This window comes from Sphingobacterium sp. GVS05A (genome assembly GCF_019969845.1).
Taxonomy (GTDB): Bacteria; Bacteroidota; Bacteroidia; order Sphingobacteriales; family Sphingobacteriaceae; genus Sphingobacterium.
The window spans coordinates 333,430-352,269 of the sequence record NZ_JAHXYR010000004.1 but is presented as its reverse complement, the minus strand read 5'-3'; the positions used below and the strand labels follow the sequence as shown (position 1 = coordinate 352,269).

The window sequence follows — 18,840 nt, the reverse complement described above, 5'->3', positions numbered from 1 at the left end:
ACGAAAAATAAATAAAGCTGTATATTTGGGATATGGTTTTAGCAGACTTTTATAAGATACATGAACGTCGATTGAGTGCAGATGGAAAACACTTGTTGGAAATAAGTCTTAATCCGAATCATTCTATTTTTAATGGACATTTTCCGGACAGACCGGTTACACCGGGGGTATGCATGTTACAGATCATTAAAAATATAAGTGAAGATTTACTTCAATCAAAGTTGCGTATGAGCGCCGCAAAAAACATTCGTTTTTATGCAATTATAGATCCTTTTGTTCATCCAAATCTAAGTTTAGAGTTAGCAATCAAAGAAGCTGATACCATCCAGATCAAAGCTAATTGCTCTTTTGACGAAACTATCGCATTAAAAATGGAGCTCTTTTTTCATCGCTATACTAATTCCATTTAAATAGCTATGTTAAATTCGCAACCTATCCGTGAAATGGCGATCCCAGCAGATGTATGTGTACTAATTCCTACATACAACAATGCAAAAACCTTGCAGCGGGTTCTGGATGGTGTATTGTTCTACACCACACAGGTCATCGTCATCAATGATGGTTCAACTGATGCTACAGCCGAAATTTTGGCAAAGTATCCATCCATTGAGATACAGCATCTTGATAAAAACTCGGGTAAGGGAAAGGCATTGCGAATAGGTTTTGACTTGGCGAGAGAGCAAGGTTTTCACTATGCAATAACAATAGATTCAGATGGGCAGCATTTCCCCGATGATCTTCCAATATTTATTAATGCCCTTGGCCAGAGTGATGGTCGGGTTCTATTGATTGGTGAACGTCAGATGGATCAGGCCGGAATACCAAAAAAAAGTAGCTTTGGTAATAAGTTTTCAAACTTCTGGTTTTGGTTTGAAACGGGCATCAAGCTCGCAGACACGCAATCGGGATATCGTTTATATCCGCTGGACCTCATACCTAAAAAACTATTTACCAACAAGTTTGAGCTCGAAATTGAAGTAATTGTTCGCTCGGCATGGAAGGGTGTTAACGTAAAAAATGTACCCATTAAAATACTTTACGACCCCTCGGAGAGAGTTTCCCATTTTCGACCATTTAAAGACTTCACCCGAATCAGTATACTTAATACATTCCTTGTATTGATCAGCCTACTTTATATATTCCCGAGAAATGCTTTCCAGAGTTTCAAAAAAAAAAGCTTTAAGCAATTTCTAAAAGAGGACATTCTAGGCACCAATGATTCGGATTTAATTAAATCTATCTCCATCGCATTGGGTGTATTTATTGGCATTGCTCCAGTCTGGGGGTTTCAGTCTTTTCTGTCCATCTTTCTCGCTTCCATTTTTAGGCTTAATAAAGGACTCTGCTTTGCCTTTTCAAATGTCAGTATTCCCCCTATGATACCATTGATCATTTGGGGATCTATACAGACCGGCAAACTGATTATCCCTAATGCCAGACCGCTGCGAGATTATAGCAATATTGATTTCCAATCCATATCTGAGCACTTTCTGCAATATCTCTTTGGTAGTCTTGCTCTAGCCCTGTTTACCGCTGTTCTATTTGGACTTTCATCATTTACTCTATTAAGGTTAAATCAACGACGTTAATATGCAGCACTATTTTTATCAGCTCTATTTATTTTTTAAGAAGAAGCCCTATATTGCTTGGTTAATTGCACTATTTTTTTTGGTTGCTACCGGATTTTTTGCCTTGAAACTGAAATTTGAAGAAGATATCACCCGGATAATACCGAAAAACGAACGAACAAACGAAATAGCCAAATTATTAGCGCAACTGAAATTTTCTGATAAAATCAGTGTTATCATCGAGCGGGAGAAAGATGCTTCAATTGATGATATGGTTGACATGGCCAACTCTTTTTCAGATAGCATCGTACCTCTTGCCCCCTACTATCAGGCTATCCAAGGACAGATTAGTGAGGAAGAAATGGAGAACACCATGAAATTCGTCTACGGGCAGTTGCCTACCCTGCTTGATGAAAACGATTATAAATCAATCGAAGAGCGACTTTCCAGCGATAGCATAGCCCAGACAGTTGCGGCTAATTACGGAGCATTAATTTCCCCCACCAGCATTATCGCAAAATCTTTTATACAGCGGGATCCATTGGGAATTGGTTTCTTAGCGCTAAAAAAATTCCAGCAACTCAATATCGCCGGTGATTTTCAGCTCTATAATGGTTATATTATCACGAAAGATTCAAGCAAGCTATTGCTCTTTATTAATCCGAAATATTCGGGTTCAGAGACCGAACATAATGTCCTTTTTGTCGATGGACTCAACCGGATCAAAAAAGATCTCAACCAGCATTATAGCAAGAAATCCAAATTAAGTTATTTTGGAGCTTCGCTAGTGGCTGTTGCCAATGCAAAACAAATCAAAACGGATATCCAGACAACGATCCTTATTTCGATGAGTCTATTGATGCTGATTTTGATTCTTTTTTATAAGAAAATACAAATCCCTGTCATCATCTTTATCCCATCATTATTTGGGGCTTTATTAGCGCTCTCATTTCTCTACTTTCTGAGAGATACTATTTCGGCTATATCGATCTCCATCGCAGCGGTCCTGATAGGTATTACCATTGATTACGCGCTTCATATCATGACGCACTTCAAACAAACACAGGATATCAAGCATCTGTATAAAGAAATCACCAAACCGATATTGATGAGTGCCGGAACGACAGCGGTATCTTTTCTCTGCCTCTTATTTGTCAATTCCGAAGCGCTGAAGGACTTAGGAATCTTTGCATTTATTGCTATTCTTTTTTCAGGAGTTTTTTCATTGATTCTCATACCGCATATATATAAGCCCAATAATAAACGTTCGGATGATAAAAATCATCCCATCGATCGCATATCTGCTTTCAGTTTCGAGAGAAATAAAATCCTACAGGTCTTTAGTTATCTGTTGGTTGCTGTTAGTTTATTCACTTTTTGGCGGGTGGGTTTCAATAAAGATCTGTCGGCATTAAACTTTTTCCCAAAGGAGCTTCAGGAAGCAGAGCAAAAGCTCGAAAATTCTGTGCAACAGCAAAGCAAATCATTATTCTTAATAAGTTACGGTAATAATTCCGAACAGGTTCTTTCCGAAAATACCGTCTTATATCACAGGTTAAAGCAAGATACAACAATCACATCCATTAGCTCAATAGGTGAAATTGTTTTATCAAAAAAGGATCAGGAGGCAAAAATTGCACAATGGAATGCCTTTTGGACTGAGACACGCAAAAAAGAAATCCGCAGCAATCTTGTCCGTTCAAGCGCTGCCTTTGGATTTAAGCCCGATGCATATCAAGCTTTTTTTGATCTATTGGATCAAAAATTCTCAGCCATATCATTAGCTGAGTACCGCACGCTAAATAGTGGTATCTTATCGGAGTATCTGAGTTCAAAAAATGGATTTCTTACAGCAAATACTGTCGTAAAAACAACGGAAAAATACAGAGAAAATCTGATTGGGCAATTCAACAACAAAACTACTGTTGTGATTGACCGAAAAGAGATGAACGAAACTTTTCTGGGCCAGCTCGTAAATGATTTCAATACCTTGGTTAATTACAGCTTTATCGCGATATTTATTATTCTCTGGTTGTCTTTTCGTCGTATTGAGCTGACATTGGTCAGTATGATCCCCATTGCATTGACAGGATTGGTCACTGGTGGACTCATGGGTCTATTTCATCTCGAATTCAATATTTTCAGCACGATCGTATGTACATTAGTCTTCAGTCATGGTGTGGATTTTGCGATATTCATGACAGCGGCCTTACAAAAAGAATACAGTACCGGCAAAGATGAGATGCCAACCTACCGTACATCCATTCTCCTTGCCGTATTGACCACAATTCTGGCTATCGGTGCACTAATTTTTGCCAAACATCCGGCGTTAAAATCTATTTCCGCGGTCTCCTTGCTCGGGGTAACCGCCGCCGTTTTAAATACCTTCGTTCTCTATCCTATTATTTTTAGGTTATTGTTTAGCGATAGGCCAGCAGCAGGTCGTTCTCCATTGACGCTGCGTTTGCGATTATTCGCTCTCTTTTCCTTTAGCTATTACATCATCGGAAGTGTTGTTTCCGGTTTTATTTTCAGTCTTGTCCACAACCGAGCCCTGATAACAAGGCTCATGTCCCGCTTTGGGGATTCCGTCCTAAAATCAAATCCATTTGTCAAAAAGCAGCAATTCAATCCACACGGAGAAGATTTCAAAAAACCGGCGATCATTATTGCCAATCACAATTCCTTATTGGATACTTTACTGATCGGGCGTTTAATGCCAAAATGCATTTTTGTCACCAACGAATGGGTTTATAAGTCACCGGTATTCGGAAGAGTCGTTCGGCGGGCCGGATTTTTGATGTTAGATGATGATTTAGAAAAGACCAAAACAATATTAAAGCAACGGATAGATGAAGGATTCTCTATTGTCATCTTTCCCGAAGGTACACGATCGGCGACCAATGACATACAACGATTTCACAAAGGAGCATTTTATCTGGCCGAACAATTGCAATTGGATATCATCCCAATTTACATCCATGGCGCTGCAGATGTATGTCCCAAAGGCGATTTTATTATCTATGACGGTACGTTAAGTACAATCATAGGGAGAAGAATACCTGCTACAGATCAGCAATTTGGTGACAATTATACCCAGCGTTGTAAAAATATCAGTCGCTTTTTTAAACAACAATTTGCGGATATAAGAAATGAGTTTGAAAATCCAGCTTATTTTAGAGAAAAAATCAGTTTAAACTATCGCTATAAAGAAAGTGAAATAGAAAAAGCCAGCCTAAACACCTTTGACCGCTTTCAGACATCCTACGCTGCATGGAATAAATTCATTGCAGCAAATGCAAAAATTTTGCATATTGGAGACAATTATGGTCATATTGAATTTTTGTTAACCATGCAACAGGCGCAACGGCAAATAGAAACCTTTATCCGGGATTCAGAAAAACGCATTATTGCGGCAAATAACTATTTGGTTCGAAAACGTAAATTAACCTATCTAAAACATCTTGCTGAAAGTCAATTAAAACTGGATGTAGTGATTTTCGGGAGCAACGACGAAAACTATGAAATTGCGGATTCAGTTCAGACGATCATATATTATGATGTGGTACAAGCACCGAGCTACCTAGGTTTTGAACAGGTATTTAGTGACCAGCACAGTTATGTATTAAAGAGAAAAACGAATGGGTAAGGTCTATGATAGTGTGATCATTGGTTCAGGCCTCGGCGGTCTCGTTACCGCTGTACTGCTGGCCAGATTTGGGCGCAAGGTATGTGTCATTGAAAAGAACAATCAATATGGTGGCAATCTGCAGACCTTTGTACGCGACAAGGAGATCTTAGATACTGGAGTACACTATATTGGCGGGCTAGGTGAAGGTGAAAACCTGTATAAATATTTTGATTACCTGGGCATCATGCAGGATCTAGCCATCCAGCGCATGGATATCGATGAATATGACCGAATTTCATTTGAAGGAGATCCAATCAATTACCCGCACGCTCAAGGTTATGATAATTTCATCAATCAATTGCTCCCCTATTTTCCGGAAGAAGAGGAAGCTTTAAGAAATTACTGCAAAAAAATACAGGAAATCTGCAACTCCTTTCCGATGTATAATCTTCGGAAAAGCTTTGGATTCAATGAAACCGTTCTAGGGACCTCATTAAAATCTTTCCTAGATGAGCTGACCGATAATGAACTACTTAAAGCTGTTCTTGTTGGTTCCAATTTCTTATATGTTGCTAAGGCTGAGAGTACGCCACTTTATGTCCATGCGCTGACCATCAACTCCTATATTCAATCTGCTTGGCGATGTATAAATGGAGGAAGTCAAATCGCAAAATTACTGATACGCCAATTGCGAAAATATGGCGGTGATATCTTGAAAAACAAAGAAGTCATTGCTGTAGAAATGGAGGAACAGTTGATTAAAGCTGTACGTACAGATGATCAGCAATTGATTTATGCAAATGAATTTGTTTCAAATATCAATCTTCGTCATACTTTTGCGATGCTACCTGAACGTTTTCAGAAACAGGCCTACGTCAAACGTATCCACAGCCTCCCCCTGAGTCCTTCTGTATTTTCGGTCTACATCGTCTGTAAGGATGATCTTATTCCCTACCAAAACTACAATATATACCATTATAAAAATATAAAGTCAGTGTGGTATGATCACGATCAATCGCCTTTGGTCATCTCCATGAGCCGTAACGATCAAGATCAAACCTTTTGCAGTACAATGACCGTCATGTGCTATATGACAGCAGCAGAAGTACAGCAATGGGATGAAAGCTTTAATCGCTCGATTATACAGCAACTGAGTACCAGAGGAGATAGTTATGAAGCATTTAAAATCGCAAAAGCCAATCAGATTATTGAAGAGCTGCAGCATTTGTTCCCGAATATAAAGGATGCAATCCGATCGGTCCATACCTCTTCCCCATTGACCTATCGCGACTTTATCGGTGCGGAGGAAGGCAATATGTATGGTTACCTGAAAGAGCACCAATATCCCTTGAACAGCTTGATTTCTACAAAAACAAAAGTCAAAAATTTATTTTTGACGGGGCAAAATGTCAAGATGCATGGTGTATTGGGCGTTACGATTACAGCCTTCTCCTGTTGCTTAATGATGCTTGGAAAGGAATTTGAAGATGACCTATTTAAAGAGAACGATGAGACAGCTGTGGCTAACGACCTGGATACTATTGCTATTTAGTTCATGCACACTGAATGGTGCACTGAAAGAAAAAGCTAAATTTGAAACACAGACTATACTAGAACTGAAGTTATCCGATTCGGGAAGCAATTACATTGCTGTAGACAGTAATTTCCTGTTACAGAATAGACAGGGACTTTGGGAACTCTATGTCACTGGAAATCCAATGCAAATCGGGTTAAAAACAGGGTTACTGACACGATCGTTATATGCGTATCAGGAAGATGCATTCTTTTCTAAAATACAGGAATTTATCCCCTCTACGAAGAAACAGAAATGGATGATGCGACTGACAAAAATTTATAATCGTAAAATCCATAAATATATCCCATCGGAATATAAAAAGGAGATATTTGCTTTGTCAAGCTATGCTTCTCCACGTTATGACGCGCTAATGGATCCCTATCAACGTAATCTTTTTCTACACGGTGCACACGACCTGGGCCATGCTTTTCAGGATCTTGCTTTGGTCGGTTGCTCCTCTCTGGCGGCCTGGGATCAGAAGTCCGCGGATGGAGGCCTAATTATCGGCCGAAATTTTGATTTTTATGCCGGTGATGATTTTAGTAAAAATAAACTCATTTCCATTGTTAAACCTGATTCTGGCTATGCCTTTCTTTCCGTCGGCTGGGCTGGGATGATCGGTGTTGTCTCCGGAATGAATCGTGCAGGACTTACAGTGACACTTAATGCGGGGAAATCTTCTATTCCTTGGGCCGCAAAAACCCCAATATCTATAGTGGCAAGAGAAATTCTCCAATATGCACGAAATTTTAAAGAAGCGATTGCAATTGCAAAAAAACACCCCATTTTTATTTCGGAATCATTGATGATTGGTTCCGCAGATGAAGGAAAAGCAATTTTAATTGAAATGTCGCCACATAAATTTGATGTATACGAATCTGAAAACACGAACCATCTGTTGTGCACGAACCATTTTCAAAGCCCTGCATATCGTTCGGACAAGCGCAACCTTAAGCAAATTGAGGAAAGCCACAGTACTTATCGCTATCAATTGTTGACAGCCCAGCTACAGGAACATGACAAACTCACTCCTAATGAGATCGCTACCATATTAAGGAACCGTAATGGTTTAAAAAATAGGGAAATAGGATTAGGCAACGAAAAGGCACTAAACCAGCTTTTAGCACATCATGGCATTGTTTTCCAACCGGAAAAGCGCCTTGTCTGGGTATCAGCAAACCCTTATCAGCTCGGCGAATTTGTCTGTTATGACCTCAACAAGATATTTGACAGCACTTTACATCAGGCCGGTTATTCGGTGTCAAGTGCAGCATTGAATATCCCTCAGGACCCGTTCTTAAATAGCAAGACCTATCAGAATTATGAGCAATATCGAATTTTAGACCGTATTATCGACCATAAATTAAAGACCGAAGAATCGATTTCTGAATCGGAATGGCAGAGCTATCAAGAATTAAACCCATTGTTTTGGGCTGTTTATTATAAAAAAGGAAAATACTATTTCGATCAAAAAAGATACGGAGAAGCATTGGACCAATTCCAACGGGCTAATGCACTTGAAGTAACAACCGCGGTTGATCAAAAAAATATTGCTTCATATATCCGAAAGATCGAAAAGAAAGGAGGTCATCGATGAACCCAAACATAGAACAAGCGAGTATTGAGGAAATTACCAGCTTTCAAGATGAAAAGCTCAGGACGGTTTTAAACTACTTAAATACACATTCGAGTTATTACAGACGATTATTCAAAACTGAAGCGATCAATATTCAAAGCATTCGTGGTATCAGAGACCTGCCCTTGCTTCCAACCACATCCAAAGAACAACTGCAACAGTTCAACTGGGATTTCTTATGCGTTCCCCAAGATCAGATTATTGACTATTCTACGACTTCCGGAACATTAGGTACGCCGGTTGTATTCGGACTTACGGATGCAGATCTGGAGCGGCTTGCATACAATGAAATGATTTCATTTCAACGTGTTGGTATACAAAAGGGCGATCGTGTGCAGATCATGACAACCTTAGATCGTCGTTTTATGGCGGGTCTGGCCTACTTCCTCGGTCTCCGTAAAATTGGCGCTGGAATACTCCGTATCGGAGCCGGCATACCACAAATGCAATGGGATTCAATACAACAGTTTAAACCTAAATTTCTCGTTGTTGTTCCTTCGTTCCTACTTAAAATGATCGCCTATGCCGAAGAGCACAACATCGATTACAATAATAGCTCTGTGAAAGTGGCTATTTGCATTGGTGAAAATCTCAGAACAGCCGAATTAAAAGATAACGAACTGGCTAAACGTATTCAGGAGAAATGGAATATTGCCCTATACTCCACCTATGCTTCCACCGAAATGAGTTCGGCATTTACTGAATGTGAAGCTTTCAATGGTGGTCATCAGCATCCAGAATTGATTATTACGGAAATACTGGACAACGATGGCAATGCCGTACCTGATGGGCAACTTGGCGAGCTTGTTGTAACAACTTTAGGTATTCAGGCAATGCCATTATTGCGCTATAAAACCGGTGATATGGTTAGACGGCATGCCGCCCCCTGCATCTGTGGCAGAAACAGCTATCGAATAGGTCCAGTCGAAGGAAGAAAACAGCAGATGATCAAATATAAGGGAACCACCTTGTTTCCCCCAGCAATGTTTGATGTATTGGCCAGTTATGAAGAGATTGAACATTATCAGATTGAGATATCCAGCACAGTGATTGGTACCGACGATATTCGAATTTTAATCTCTGCCAAACAAGAAAATGCCGCTTTATTAAAGGAAATTAAAGATAGTTTTCAAGCTAAATTACGTGTAATTCCAACAGTGGAATTTGAACGGGAAGAGATACTAATTAGCAAAATTTATAATCCACTGAACAGAAAACCGACGTATTTGCTTGATAAAAGAGAGCAGTAACTCTGGTAAAAATGAACAGTAAGCTCAATAAAAGAAAACGATAATTTGACTATTGACAATTTAATCGCGCAAATCCGTACAAATAGGTCTATCAATAACGGCCTTTGTTCTGTAGTCAGCAAAAAAAATTAAACGCTCAGATTTCGATATTCAATCTACCTTGCCTGATGAAAACAGGTTACAATATCCTAATTAGTCAAGGCGAATGGAGCTTACTTTTACGCATAATATTAATAGACAAAAAGTTAGCGCAGAAAAGCAGAATGACACAAATTATAAAAGCGGGAACGTCAAAAAACAGGATAGATATACGCCAGAAATTCCCCACTCAAAAGTTTAAATTTTATCGCAAAGATTATTTGTAAGATCTAGAAAATAGTATATCTTTGCGACACGTCCCCGTAGTTCAATGGATAGAATTTCAGATTCCGGTTCTGACGATATGAGTTCGAATCTCGTCGGGGACACTTCCTATTTAACAATAAAAAAGACGATCAATTGATCGTCTTTTTTATTTACCAATTATAACTCCATGCTCTTCAAAAATCTCCAGCTAAAATTCTATTGCAGCATTCTTGCCTAGCCAGACGTTTAGGACAAATTCTTTTGCAACAATTTATGCTGAGATGCCGTAAATATATTCCGAAACAAAATATTGATTTCATTGTCAGCGGCTGCGCCCGAAATCCCCGTATGGGGATAGAGTTTAATGACATTGGACAGAATAATCTCCACAAAGTCTCTACTTTCTATCGCTATACGCTCATATAACGTAGTATTATCAACCTTATTTTTGAGATTCTCCCAAGAACGAGTCGCAAGCTCCAAGATACTATTTTCCCTACCTGTATAGTCCTGCTGCATTTCATCCAATTTCCGAAAAGCAGCTTTACTTTCCATTTGCTCCCCTTTCCCATGATTAGACTTCAATACAAATAACTTCTCGATCAGATCCAGAAAACGATGGTACATCCCCATAAAATTCACCAATAAGGTCAACTCCGCAAACGGCATAAAAGGGTATTGATAGAGCAGCTCAGGTCGTGTACTTTTTGAGGCATCAATAAGAAAAGACTGGTTTTCCTCTACCTGTATATTATCTAGTGAAAAAGAATGCGATGCCGTCGCCTCAAGGCCGAAGGTATCCCAATCGTAATGAATCAATGCAAATTCACGCGCGACAAAGAAAGATTTTACAAGTGGATTTCCATCCTGATCCAACAGTTGTTGTCCATCCGCCTGGATATAGGCGTTCAAGGTAAAATGTGTCAGGTGGGGTGCTCCAGTAGCATATTTCCAAAGCCCTTTCAAGCGATAAGACTTGCCCTCACGCTCAGCGATGCCTGCAATCTGCCCACTTCCGCCAAAACATACCTGTTTTGAAGTGAAAATATCCCGCCCAATTTCGGAGTCAATAAAACCAACAAAAAGATTCGCTCCCGCACATAAAGTTACCGTCCAGGCCACTCCCCCATCCTGGTAGGCCAGCGCCTTCAACAGGGAAAGCCCGCCAACCAGATCCAGCCCCAAGCCATTCAGAGATTGTGGTACCCAGATTTTAAACCACTTGTTCAGGTATATCAGTTCAAGCTGCTCATCAGACAAACTCTTTTGCTGAATTGCTTTACGTTGCTGATCTTTTAGAACAGCGATAGCTGCATCAGTCAGTTGCATATTTTTTTTCATCACTTAATATTCTCCGCCAATTAAAATAGCCACTAAAAGCCATCACAAATAAAAATAAGGTTAAACCAGCATAAAGGAATAGACCTTTGTGTATAAGTAAGGGAATTGCCATCAGGTTACTGATGTTCAATAAAATCCAATTTTCAAGTTTACGCTTTGCCAACAGCCACATCCCCGCCCAGGCTGTACAGGAAACAAAAGAGTCCCATAACGGAACATCCGAATCAGTTAAATGCACCAGGCCAAAATAGAACGATAGAAAACCGACTACACAGATAAGACCAACAATCTGCCAATCTCTTGCTGTACTACGACTGATCGGTACAATCGTATCACTGCTATATTTCCAATAGATCCAGCCATAGATGCTCATCACCAGATAATAGAGATGCAACAAGATTTCTGCGTATAATTTTGCATGGAATAATACATATACGGATATAATAATGCCTATTATCCCAAAGAGGTAATTGATCGATTTATTTTGCCTTGAAAACCAAACCTGTAAGATACCAAAACATACCCCCAGCCATTCTGCGATGGTGGCTTGCTGCATTTGTTGAATAAAAGCCTCGAAAATTGTATCAGAAGTCATTCAATTGTTTATTAGTTCGTGTAATTACATAATAAACTTATGAGCAGAAAAAACGGATGTTTTTATTGAAATTAAAATCCCTACGCCAGCATTATCCGGATCAGGTATATAAAAGCGATTGCACAAGGTCGTACAATCGCTTTTATTGGGTATAATCTCAGCCCAGATGGCATTATCATTCCGAGCACCCCATAAGTATATTATTTATTGAAATTAATCTATATCAATTAATTTCAACGCTTTATGCGTACGGATACGCGTCTCTCTACAAAGCTCAGCATCATCATTTAACGATTTGCCATGTGAGGGAATCATCTCGCGCAATTTCTTGCGGTATTCATCTGATTTAGCACGCTCAGGGAAACATTTCTTCAATAGACTGATCATGATCGCTACCGAAGTTGATGCACCTGGAGAAGCTCCCAATAGCGCAGCGATAGAACCGTCTGCACTTGAAACCACTTCTGTACCAAACTCCAAAATCCCACCTTTCTTCTCATCCTTTTTAATCACCTGAACACGTTGACCGGCTTTCTCAATAACCCAATCTTCCAATTTAGCTGTTGGCATAAATTGTTTCAACGACTCCAATTTATCTTTAGGAGATTTCATGACTTCCGTGATCAGATATTTGGTCAACGGCAAATTGTCAAGTCCTGCCGATAACATCGGACGGATATTGGATAATTTGATCGAAGCAGGCAAATCAAAATACGAACCTTGTTTCAAAAATTTTGTCGAGAAGCCAGCGTATGGACCGAAAAGTAAGGCTTGTTTACCATCGATATAACGGGTATCTAAGTGCGGTACAGACATTGGTGGTGCGCCAACAGATGCTTTACCATAGACTTTAGCATGGTGCGTATTGATAATTTCTTCGTTTACACATCTCAACCATTGCCCTCCTACAGGGAATCCACCATAACCTTTTGCTTCTGGAATACCAGATTTCTCCAGCAATAACAAGGAGTGACCTCCAGCGCCGATAAAAACAAACTTCGCTTTTAGCTCTCTCTTTACCCCTGTTTTCAGATCTTTCACTTCGATTTCCCAACGGCCATCGTCTTCACGATCGATATCAACAACTTCGTGGTTTAAGGAAATTGAAATATTTTCTTTGTTTGCTAGGTTATTAATCAAATCACGTGTCAATGAACCGAAATTTACATCGGTACCTAGATCCATTTTGGTTGCAGCGATTTTCTCACTTGCATCCCGCCCTTCCATCATCAAAGGAATCCATGACTTCAATAGCGTTGCATCTTCGGTATATTCCATGCCTTTGAACAAGGTTTGGGTGTTCATTGTTTCCCATCTTGTCTTCAGGAATTTCACATCTTTTTCACCAAAAACCGCACTCATATGGGGAATGCTACGGATAAAGTTCTCCGGTTGGGCAATAACACCCTTATCAACCAAGTACGACCAAAACTGCTTAGAAACTTCAAATTGCTCAGCAATTTTAACAGCTTTATCAACTTTTACCGAACCATCTTTTTGTTCCGGCGTATAATTCAATTCGCACAAGGCCGAGTGACCTGTACCAGCATTATTCCAAGCGTCAGAACTCTCAGCCGCCACAACATCCAAACGCTCGAGAATTTCAATATTAACGTCTGGGCTTAATTCATTGATTAGAGTACCCAAAGTAGCACTCATAATCCCGGCGCCGATTAGAACAACGTCAACTTCTTTATTTGATTTTTTGCTCATGTTTTTGTGATTGATGCAAATTTAATATAGTTTTTGGTAAACCCCCAAGTCTTTTGTCAAAAAACTGTACTTTTTAGAAACACTTATTCAAAAATACCATTGATTTATTAAAATAATCCTAAGTATAATCGAAATTCCACTTTTTCCAGTTTTCTAAGGCCATACATAGGATATCGTTCATCGATACGGCAGTAAATAGTCCCAAATAGGACAAAAGCCCATTGCTTTTTGAATCGTTATTTATCGAAAGATTTTGTGTTATAATATAGTTTTAACATTTTTGCAAAAACATCAACGAATAACATTACACTCTTATATGAAACTACTTGAAGGAAAAATTGCTTTGGTAACTGGAGCATCAAAAGGAATTGGAAGAAAAATTGCAGAAGTGTTTGCACAACACGGTGCCAATGTTGCTTTCACTTACCTTTCGTCTGTAGAAAAGGGACAAGCGCTAGAAAAAGAGCTTCAAGCCTACGGAACAAAAGTAATCGGCTACCGTTCTGATGCTTCGAAATTTGAAGAAGCAGAAAAATTAATCAATGCAATCGTTGCAGATTTTGGTAGCCTGGATATCGTAGTCAATAATGCCGGCATCACAAAAGATGGTCTGCTCATGCGTATGACAGAAGAAAATTGGGATGAGGTCTTAAACGTCAACTTGAAATCCGTATTTAATGTTACAAAAGCTGCTTCAAAAATAATGATGAAAAACCGTAAAGGCTCTTTCATCAATATGTCATCCGTTGTTGGCGTCCAAGGTAATGCCGGTCAATCAAATTATGCTGCTTCCAAAGCTGGTATTATAGGATTCACCAAATCCATTGCTAAAGAATTAGGCTCACGCAACATCCGTGCAAACGTTGTCGCTCCTGGATTTATCCGTACAGAAATGACAGATATATTGGATCCTAAAGTGATCGCGACATGGGAAGCTGGAATTCCTTTGAAACGTGCTGGATCTCCAGAAGATGTAGCCAATGCCTGTCTTTACCTTGCATCTGATTTATCCGCATATGTCACTGGACAGGTTCTTCCTGTTGATGGTGGTATGTTGTAAAATATATCAAATACTGGTGTCCAAAAGTCGACACCAGTGTTTTTCTATAATTATTCCGAATACCCAAATTCGCCCGCAGACACTTTTACATTATTCCGACTCTCCAGCTTTGGCTTTGCTACCCAATATTTCTAAATTTTAGCTAATTTTGTCCATCAAAATTTAAATGCTATGACGAATTGGACGGATTTTTTTGCAATTCAAACAGAAGATGACTTTAATCAACACTGTTTAGAAACTTATCACTTCCAACTGCAGCATTGTCAGGTTTATCGAGACTATGTTTCGCTGATAGGTAAAGAAAAAAATCAAGTCAAGCATTATACGGACATCCCCTTCCTGCCGATAGAATTTTTCAAAACACAAAAAGTTCTGGCTGCTGGAATGGATCCCCAAATTGTATTTTCAAGCTCAGGTACAACAGGTATGGTCACATCCAAACATCTTGTTGCCGATGTATCCATCTATGAGCAAACTTTTCGACGTATATTTGAAGACTTCTATGGACCGATTACAGATATCGCTGTTTTGGCCCTACTCCCATCCTATCTTGAAAGAAGTGGTTCATCCCTGATCTACATGATCGATGATTTGATGAAACAGAGTAAACAAACGGAGAGTAATTATTTCCTCTACAATCATCAGGAGCTATACGATACACTTGTTAAATTAAAAGATAACGGAACTAAAACCATCCTTTTTGGTGTCACCTATGCCTTGCTTGATTTCATTGAGCAATATGCTTTTGAATTTCCGGAACTGATCATCATGGAAACTGGCGGAATGAAGGGTAAACGCAAAGAAATGGTGAAACAGGAAATTCACCAACTGCTTGAGGATGCTTTTAAGGTCAGTGGGATCCACTCAGAATATGGTATGACCGAATTATTGTCACAGGGGTACTCTTCGGGTCAAGGGATTTTCCATTTGCCCAAATGGATGAAAGTATTAATTCGCGATACAAATGATCCTTTGAGTTTAATTTCTTCTGATAGAACCGGAGGCATTAATGTCATCGACTTGGCCAACCGCTACTCTTGTTCATTTATAGCAACACAGGATCTCGGAAAAGTATATCAGGATGGTTCATTTGAGATACTAGGACGCTTTGACCAAAGTGATATTCGAGGCTGTAATTTATTGGTTCAATAAAAAGCCCCATAAAAATTTATAGGGCTTATCTTTTCCATACTACAGTTGGTAGCACTTATGGAATCTATTCTTACTATCTCAGACTTGGATCTTCAAACGTATTTCCAGCCCGCATGTCTCCTGAGTCATATCCTTTTTTAAACCAAGCCATTCGTTGCGCTGAGGTTCCGTGTGTAAAAGATTCTGGAACAGCATAGCCTTGCGCAGCCGTCTGCAATTTATCATCCCCTACAGCTTCCGCTGCTTTCATACCATCCACGATATCGTTATAATCTATTTTTATATCCGTGTATTCATTGAGGTAATGCGCCCATACACCGGCATAGAAATCGGCTTGAAGTTCAGTCATAACCGAAATCTTGTTGTTTTCACGTTCACTTAGTTTCCCGCGGGCTTGGTTGGTTTTGGGTAATAATCCAACCAATTGTTGAATATGATGCCCTACCTCATGTGCTATAACATAAGCCATGGCAAATTCCCCCTTGGCACCAAATTTATCCGAAAGTTCGCGGTTAAAGGTCAGATCCAAATAGATTTTCTGATCCCCAGGGCAATAAAATGGCCCATACGAAGCCTGTCCCATCCCACAACCGTCTGTCTGCGTACCACCATCATAAAAAACCAGTGTAGTCGGCGTATAATTTTGCTGCATTTGCTCTTTAAATAGCTTAGCCCAGATATCTTCTGTACTCTGAAGTACAGTCAAAGAAAACTCAGTCAACCTCTTTTCCTCAGGGTTCAGTTCGCGCGGCTGCCCAGACTGCTCCGTTTGCGCACCCATATTTTGTGCCTGTTGCAATAACTGCATGGGATCGCCACCCATCAGAAAACCAATAACCAATACGATGATCCCTCCTATACCTCCCAATGCTAGCTTTCCTCCACCAGACATCCCTCTACGATCCTCAAAATTGCCACTTTGTTTACCTCCTTGCCATTTCATATGATTTGTATATTTATTTCAGTTAACAATCTTTTCCAACTTCGTTAGCGTACAAATTCAGTACCAATATAACGGCTCATCCTATTTTTTTTAGAGAAAGACCAGCTTTATTTTAGCAACGACAACTTACTACAATTTATATTCTTATTTTTGGGCCTTTATAGAAACAGATATGAAATTAGAAGAACAATTACTAGCGCGTGCTGGAGGAAAATGTGAACTGTCAGACATCGCAACGGACTTAATAACGTATACATTACCTCCGGAAACCAGTTCGACTTTGGATAACACCTTACTGATTTCAGCAACATTGGCCAACCAGCTCAACAAAACGGAGCAATTAAACCCTGAAGACTGGAAATTTCTGCCTAACGCCATGTGGTCAGAAATCCCTGCTGTACAGATTGTCTGCTGGCGCATGTTAAGCCGTCTGAAAAATGAAGGCTGGGCCTCCGAAGCATTGGACATACTCTATCTTGATGATGAGACATTAACTGAAGCGAAGAAAACCGGAGATCACGAAAACGACGGTTACGTTTCTTTTCATGAAGATAGCATCGGACAGCGATTATTAGAAGGCGATACTGTTGTGCTGACAAAAACACTGGATGTAAAAGGCTCTTCGCTCAAAGCAACCTTAGGTACTGTGGTTAAAAATATCCGATTAGTAGCAGATAATATCGAGCAGATCGAAGGAAAAATTGAAGGCCAGACAATCGTCATATTGACAAAATATCTACGCAAACAAAATTAAGAAAGGGATTTTTCCGCTATAATAATTTAGCCCTAAACCAGTAATCTTATACTACTGATTTAGGGCTAAATCATATAGATTGTGTAAACTCCCTATTGAGGATAATTGCGCATAAACTCAAAGCGATAGTTCGGATGTTGTTTAAGACTGTCGATTAAATCTGACAGTAATTTCTGTCCTTTTTTCGTTTGGTACATATTATCATGGGTCAACAGGACAACATTATTTTTTGTGTAGGATGTACCTTTACGAAGCAAGTTCTTCATCTGCGTATACAGCTGGTTGACCGATAAATCGGGCTTACCTGTTACACCATTGATCTTCCATTCGCAGTCCCAGCCCATAACTTTATAACCATTTTGATGTAACAATTCGGCTGTAGAAGCACCACTTTTCAGATCAACCTTTTTACGATCACCCACATACCAAATATTTCGACCCGGAAGTCTAACGATTTTGTGCTGCAAGCCCAGAGACTGTTCTGCCAATTCAAAATCTTCAAATGCCATCTGTGGGTTTGAGTAAAATGTAGTATACTTATCATGTGCATGCCAGTAGCTATGATTGTAGCAATCGACCAACGGATTATTTTTATACCGCTCCGTATAGCTATGCATTTTTTTACTCATCTTGTCATGAGCGCCAATCAAAAATGCATTGATTTTAATACCTTTGGCTGTTGCGATAGAATCTAAATATTGGCTCCCATTAAGCGGGCCGTCATCAAAAGTAAGGTAAATATATCGCGGCGAAACAGAGTCCGTCAATAAAACTGTGGTATCTTTAGCACCACTATAGGAAACATTCGCCTCCATTTTGGTAATGGAATCCTTGCGTAGCGAATCCACTTTTGTAATAGAATCCTGCATAACAATTAGACTATCTTTCTTGTGCTGTACAGAATCGACAGTAACACCCTTTTCTTCCTTTTTACCGCTGTTTTGATTACAAGACTGTAATCCTAAACTAGCTATTCCCAAGCCCATCAATACAAAGCTTGATTTAATTACTTTTCCCATTACATAAATTAACTTACACGCCACATGCTATCTTTTGCACACAAAATGCCCTACTTTATTAAAGTCACTTCATATGCTCGTGTCGCAAAATTAAGATAATTTTCATGAATCAACGCTTTATATCCTGTGATTTATTCCTTACACTTTATTTTATTGAACATATCGTTATAAAATTTTAGCATCTATCTAGAGATTATCCTATACTAAAGACTAACTCAACCGAAATCGATGCTATAAAAAAAGGGTCCTGTCTTACG

14 protein-coding genes, 1 tRNA gene and 1 riboswitch are annotated in these 18,840 nt (G+C 39.4%); of the genes, 10 read left to right on the top strand and 5 right to left on the bottom strand.

Translation table 11 applies throughout. The annotated features are described in order from the left end of the window. Positions 1-32 precede the first annotated feature (32 nt). The 7 genes from LC454_RS11995 (at position 33) to LC454_RS11965 (ending at position 10,128) form a co-directional block, all read left to right on the top strand. Entirely contained in the window at positions 33-410 is a 378-nt protein-coding gene (locus tag LC454_RS11995; RefSeq protein ID WP_223582613.1) for a hypothetical protein, read from the top strand. Between the two features lie 6 nt (positions 411-416). Next, positions 417-1,589, top strand: coding sequence for a DUF2062 domain-containing protein (locus tag LC454_RS11990; RefSeq protein WP_223582612.1), 1,173 nt, complete (start codon positions 417-419; stop codon positions 1,587-1,589). A 1-nt stretch (position 1,590) separates the two neighbouring features. Further along, positions 1,591-5,217, top strand: a complete 3,627-nt coding sequence (locus LC454_RS11985) for a 1-acyl-sn-glycerol-3-phosphate acyltransferase (RefSeq protein ID WP_223582610.1) — start codon at positions 1,591-1,593, stop codon at positions 5,215-5,217. Beyond that, positions 5,210-6,751 carry a phytoene desaturase family protein gene (locus LC454_RS11980; RefSeq protein ID WP_223582608.1) on the top strand — a complete coding sequence of 514 codons (1,542 nt, stop codon included), beginning with the start codon at positions 5,210-5,212 and terminating at the stop codon, positions 6,749-6,751. Before LC454_RS11985 ends, LC454_RS11980 begins: the two co-directional genes overlap by 8 nt. Beyond that, on the top strand, positions 6,708-8,372 hold the full coding sequence (locus LC454_RS11975; RefSeq protein ID WP_223582606.1) for a C45 family autoproteolytic acyltransferase/hydolase: 1,665 nt from the start codon (positions 6,708-6,710) through the stop codon (positions 8,370-8,372). The genes LC454_RS11980 and LC454_RS11975 overlap by 44 nt, the downstream gene beginning before the upstream one ends. After that, positions 8,369-9,661 (top strand): phenylacetate--CoA ligase family protein, encoded by a 1,293-nt coding sequence (locus tag LC454_RS11970; RefSeq protein WP_223582604.1) that lies wholly within the window; start codon positions 8,369-8,371, stop codon positions 9,659-9,661. Before LC454_RS11975 ends, LC454_RS11970 begins: the two co-directional genes overlap by 4 nt. A 395-nt stretch (positions 9,662-10,056) precedes the next feature. Beyond that, positions 10,057-10,128: transfer RNA gene (locus LC454_RS11965), tRNA-Arg, on the top strand. Positions 10,129-10,252: 124 nt separating this feature from the next. On the opposite strand, the gene LC454_RS11960 is transcribed toward LC454_RS11965, so the two are convergent. The 3 genes from LC454_RS11960 to LC454_RS11950 all read right to left on the bottom strand — a co-directional run bounded on the left by LC454_RS11960 (position 10,253) and on the right by LC454_RS11950 (position 13,655). Next, positions 10,253-11,347, bottom strand: a complete 1,095-nt coding sequence (locus LC454_RS11960) for an acyl-CoA dehydrogenase (RefSeq protein WP_223582602.1) — start codon at positions 11,345-11,347, stop codon at positions 10,253-10,255. Then, entirely contained in the window at positions 11,322-11,942 is a 621-nt protein-coding gene (gene pnuC, locus LC454_RS11955) for a nicotinamide riboside transporter PnuC (protein ID WP_223582600.1), read from the bottom strand. The genes LC454_RS11960 and pnuC overlap by 26 nt, the downstream gene beginning before the upstream one ends. Positions 11,943-12,002: 60 nt before the next feature. Beyond that, positions 12,003-12,144: riboswitch (TPP riboswitch) on the bottom strand. An 11-nt stretch (positions 12,145-12,155) separates the two neighbouring features. Beyond that, on the bottom strand, positions 12,156-13,655 hold the full coding sequence (locus LC454_RS11950) for a malate:quinone oxidoreductase (RefSeq protein ID WP_223582599.1): 1,500 nt from the start codon (positions 13,653-13,655) through the stop codon (positions 12,156-12,158). Positions 13,656-13,971: 316 nt separating this feature from the next. On the opposite strand from LC454_RS11950, the gene fabG reads away from it, so the two are divergent. After that, entirely contained in the window at positions 13,972-14,715 is a 744-nt protein-coding gene (fabG, locus tag LC454_RS11945) for a 3-oxoacyl-[acyl-carrier-protein] reductase (RefSeq protein WP_223582597.1), read from the top strand. A 171-nt stretch (positions 14,716-14,886) separates the two neighbouring features. Then, positions 14,887-15,867 (top strand): acyl transferase, encoded by a 981-nt coding sequence (locus tag LC454_RS11940; RefSeq protein ID WP_223582595.1) that lies wholly within the window; start codon positions 14,887-14,889, stop codon positions 15,865-15,867. A gap of 73 nt (positions 15,868-15,940) precedes the next feature. Here the strand turns inward: LC454_RS11940 and LC454_RS11935 are convergent, their stop codons facing one another. After that, on the bottom strand, positions 15,941-16,810 hold the full coding sequence (locus LC454_RS11935) for a neutral zinc metallopeptidase (protein ID WP_223582593.1): 870 nt from the start codon (positions 16,808-16,810) through the stop codon (positions 15,941-15,943). A 172-nt stretch (positions 16,811-16,982) separates the two neighbouring features. Here LC454_RS11935 and LC454_RS11930 point away from each other — a divergent pair, with 172 nt between their 5' ends. Next, the gene (locus LC454_RS11930; RefSeq protein WP_223582591.1) at positions 16,983-17,564 is read left to right on the top strand and encodes a PhnA domain-containing protein; all 582 of its coding nucleotides are present in this window, start codon (positions 16,983-16,985) and stop codon (positions 17,562-17,564) included. Positions 17,565-17,656: 92 nt separating this feature from the next. Here the strand turns inward: LC454_RS11930 and LC454_RS11925 are convergent, their stop codons facing one another. Next, the gene (locus LC454_RS11925; RefSeq protein ID WP_223582589.1) at positions 17,657-18,583 is read right to left on the bottom strand and encodes a polysaccharide deacetylase family protein; all 927 of its coding nucleotides are present in this window, start codon (positions 18,581-18,583) and stop codon (positions 17,657-17,659) included. Positions 18,584-18,840: the final 257 nt, after the last annotated feature.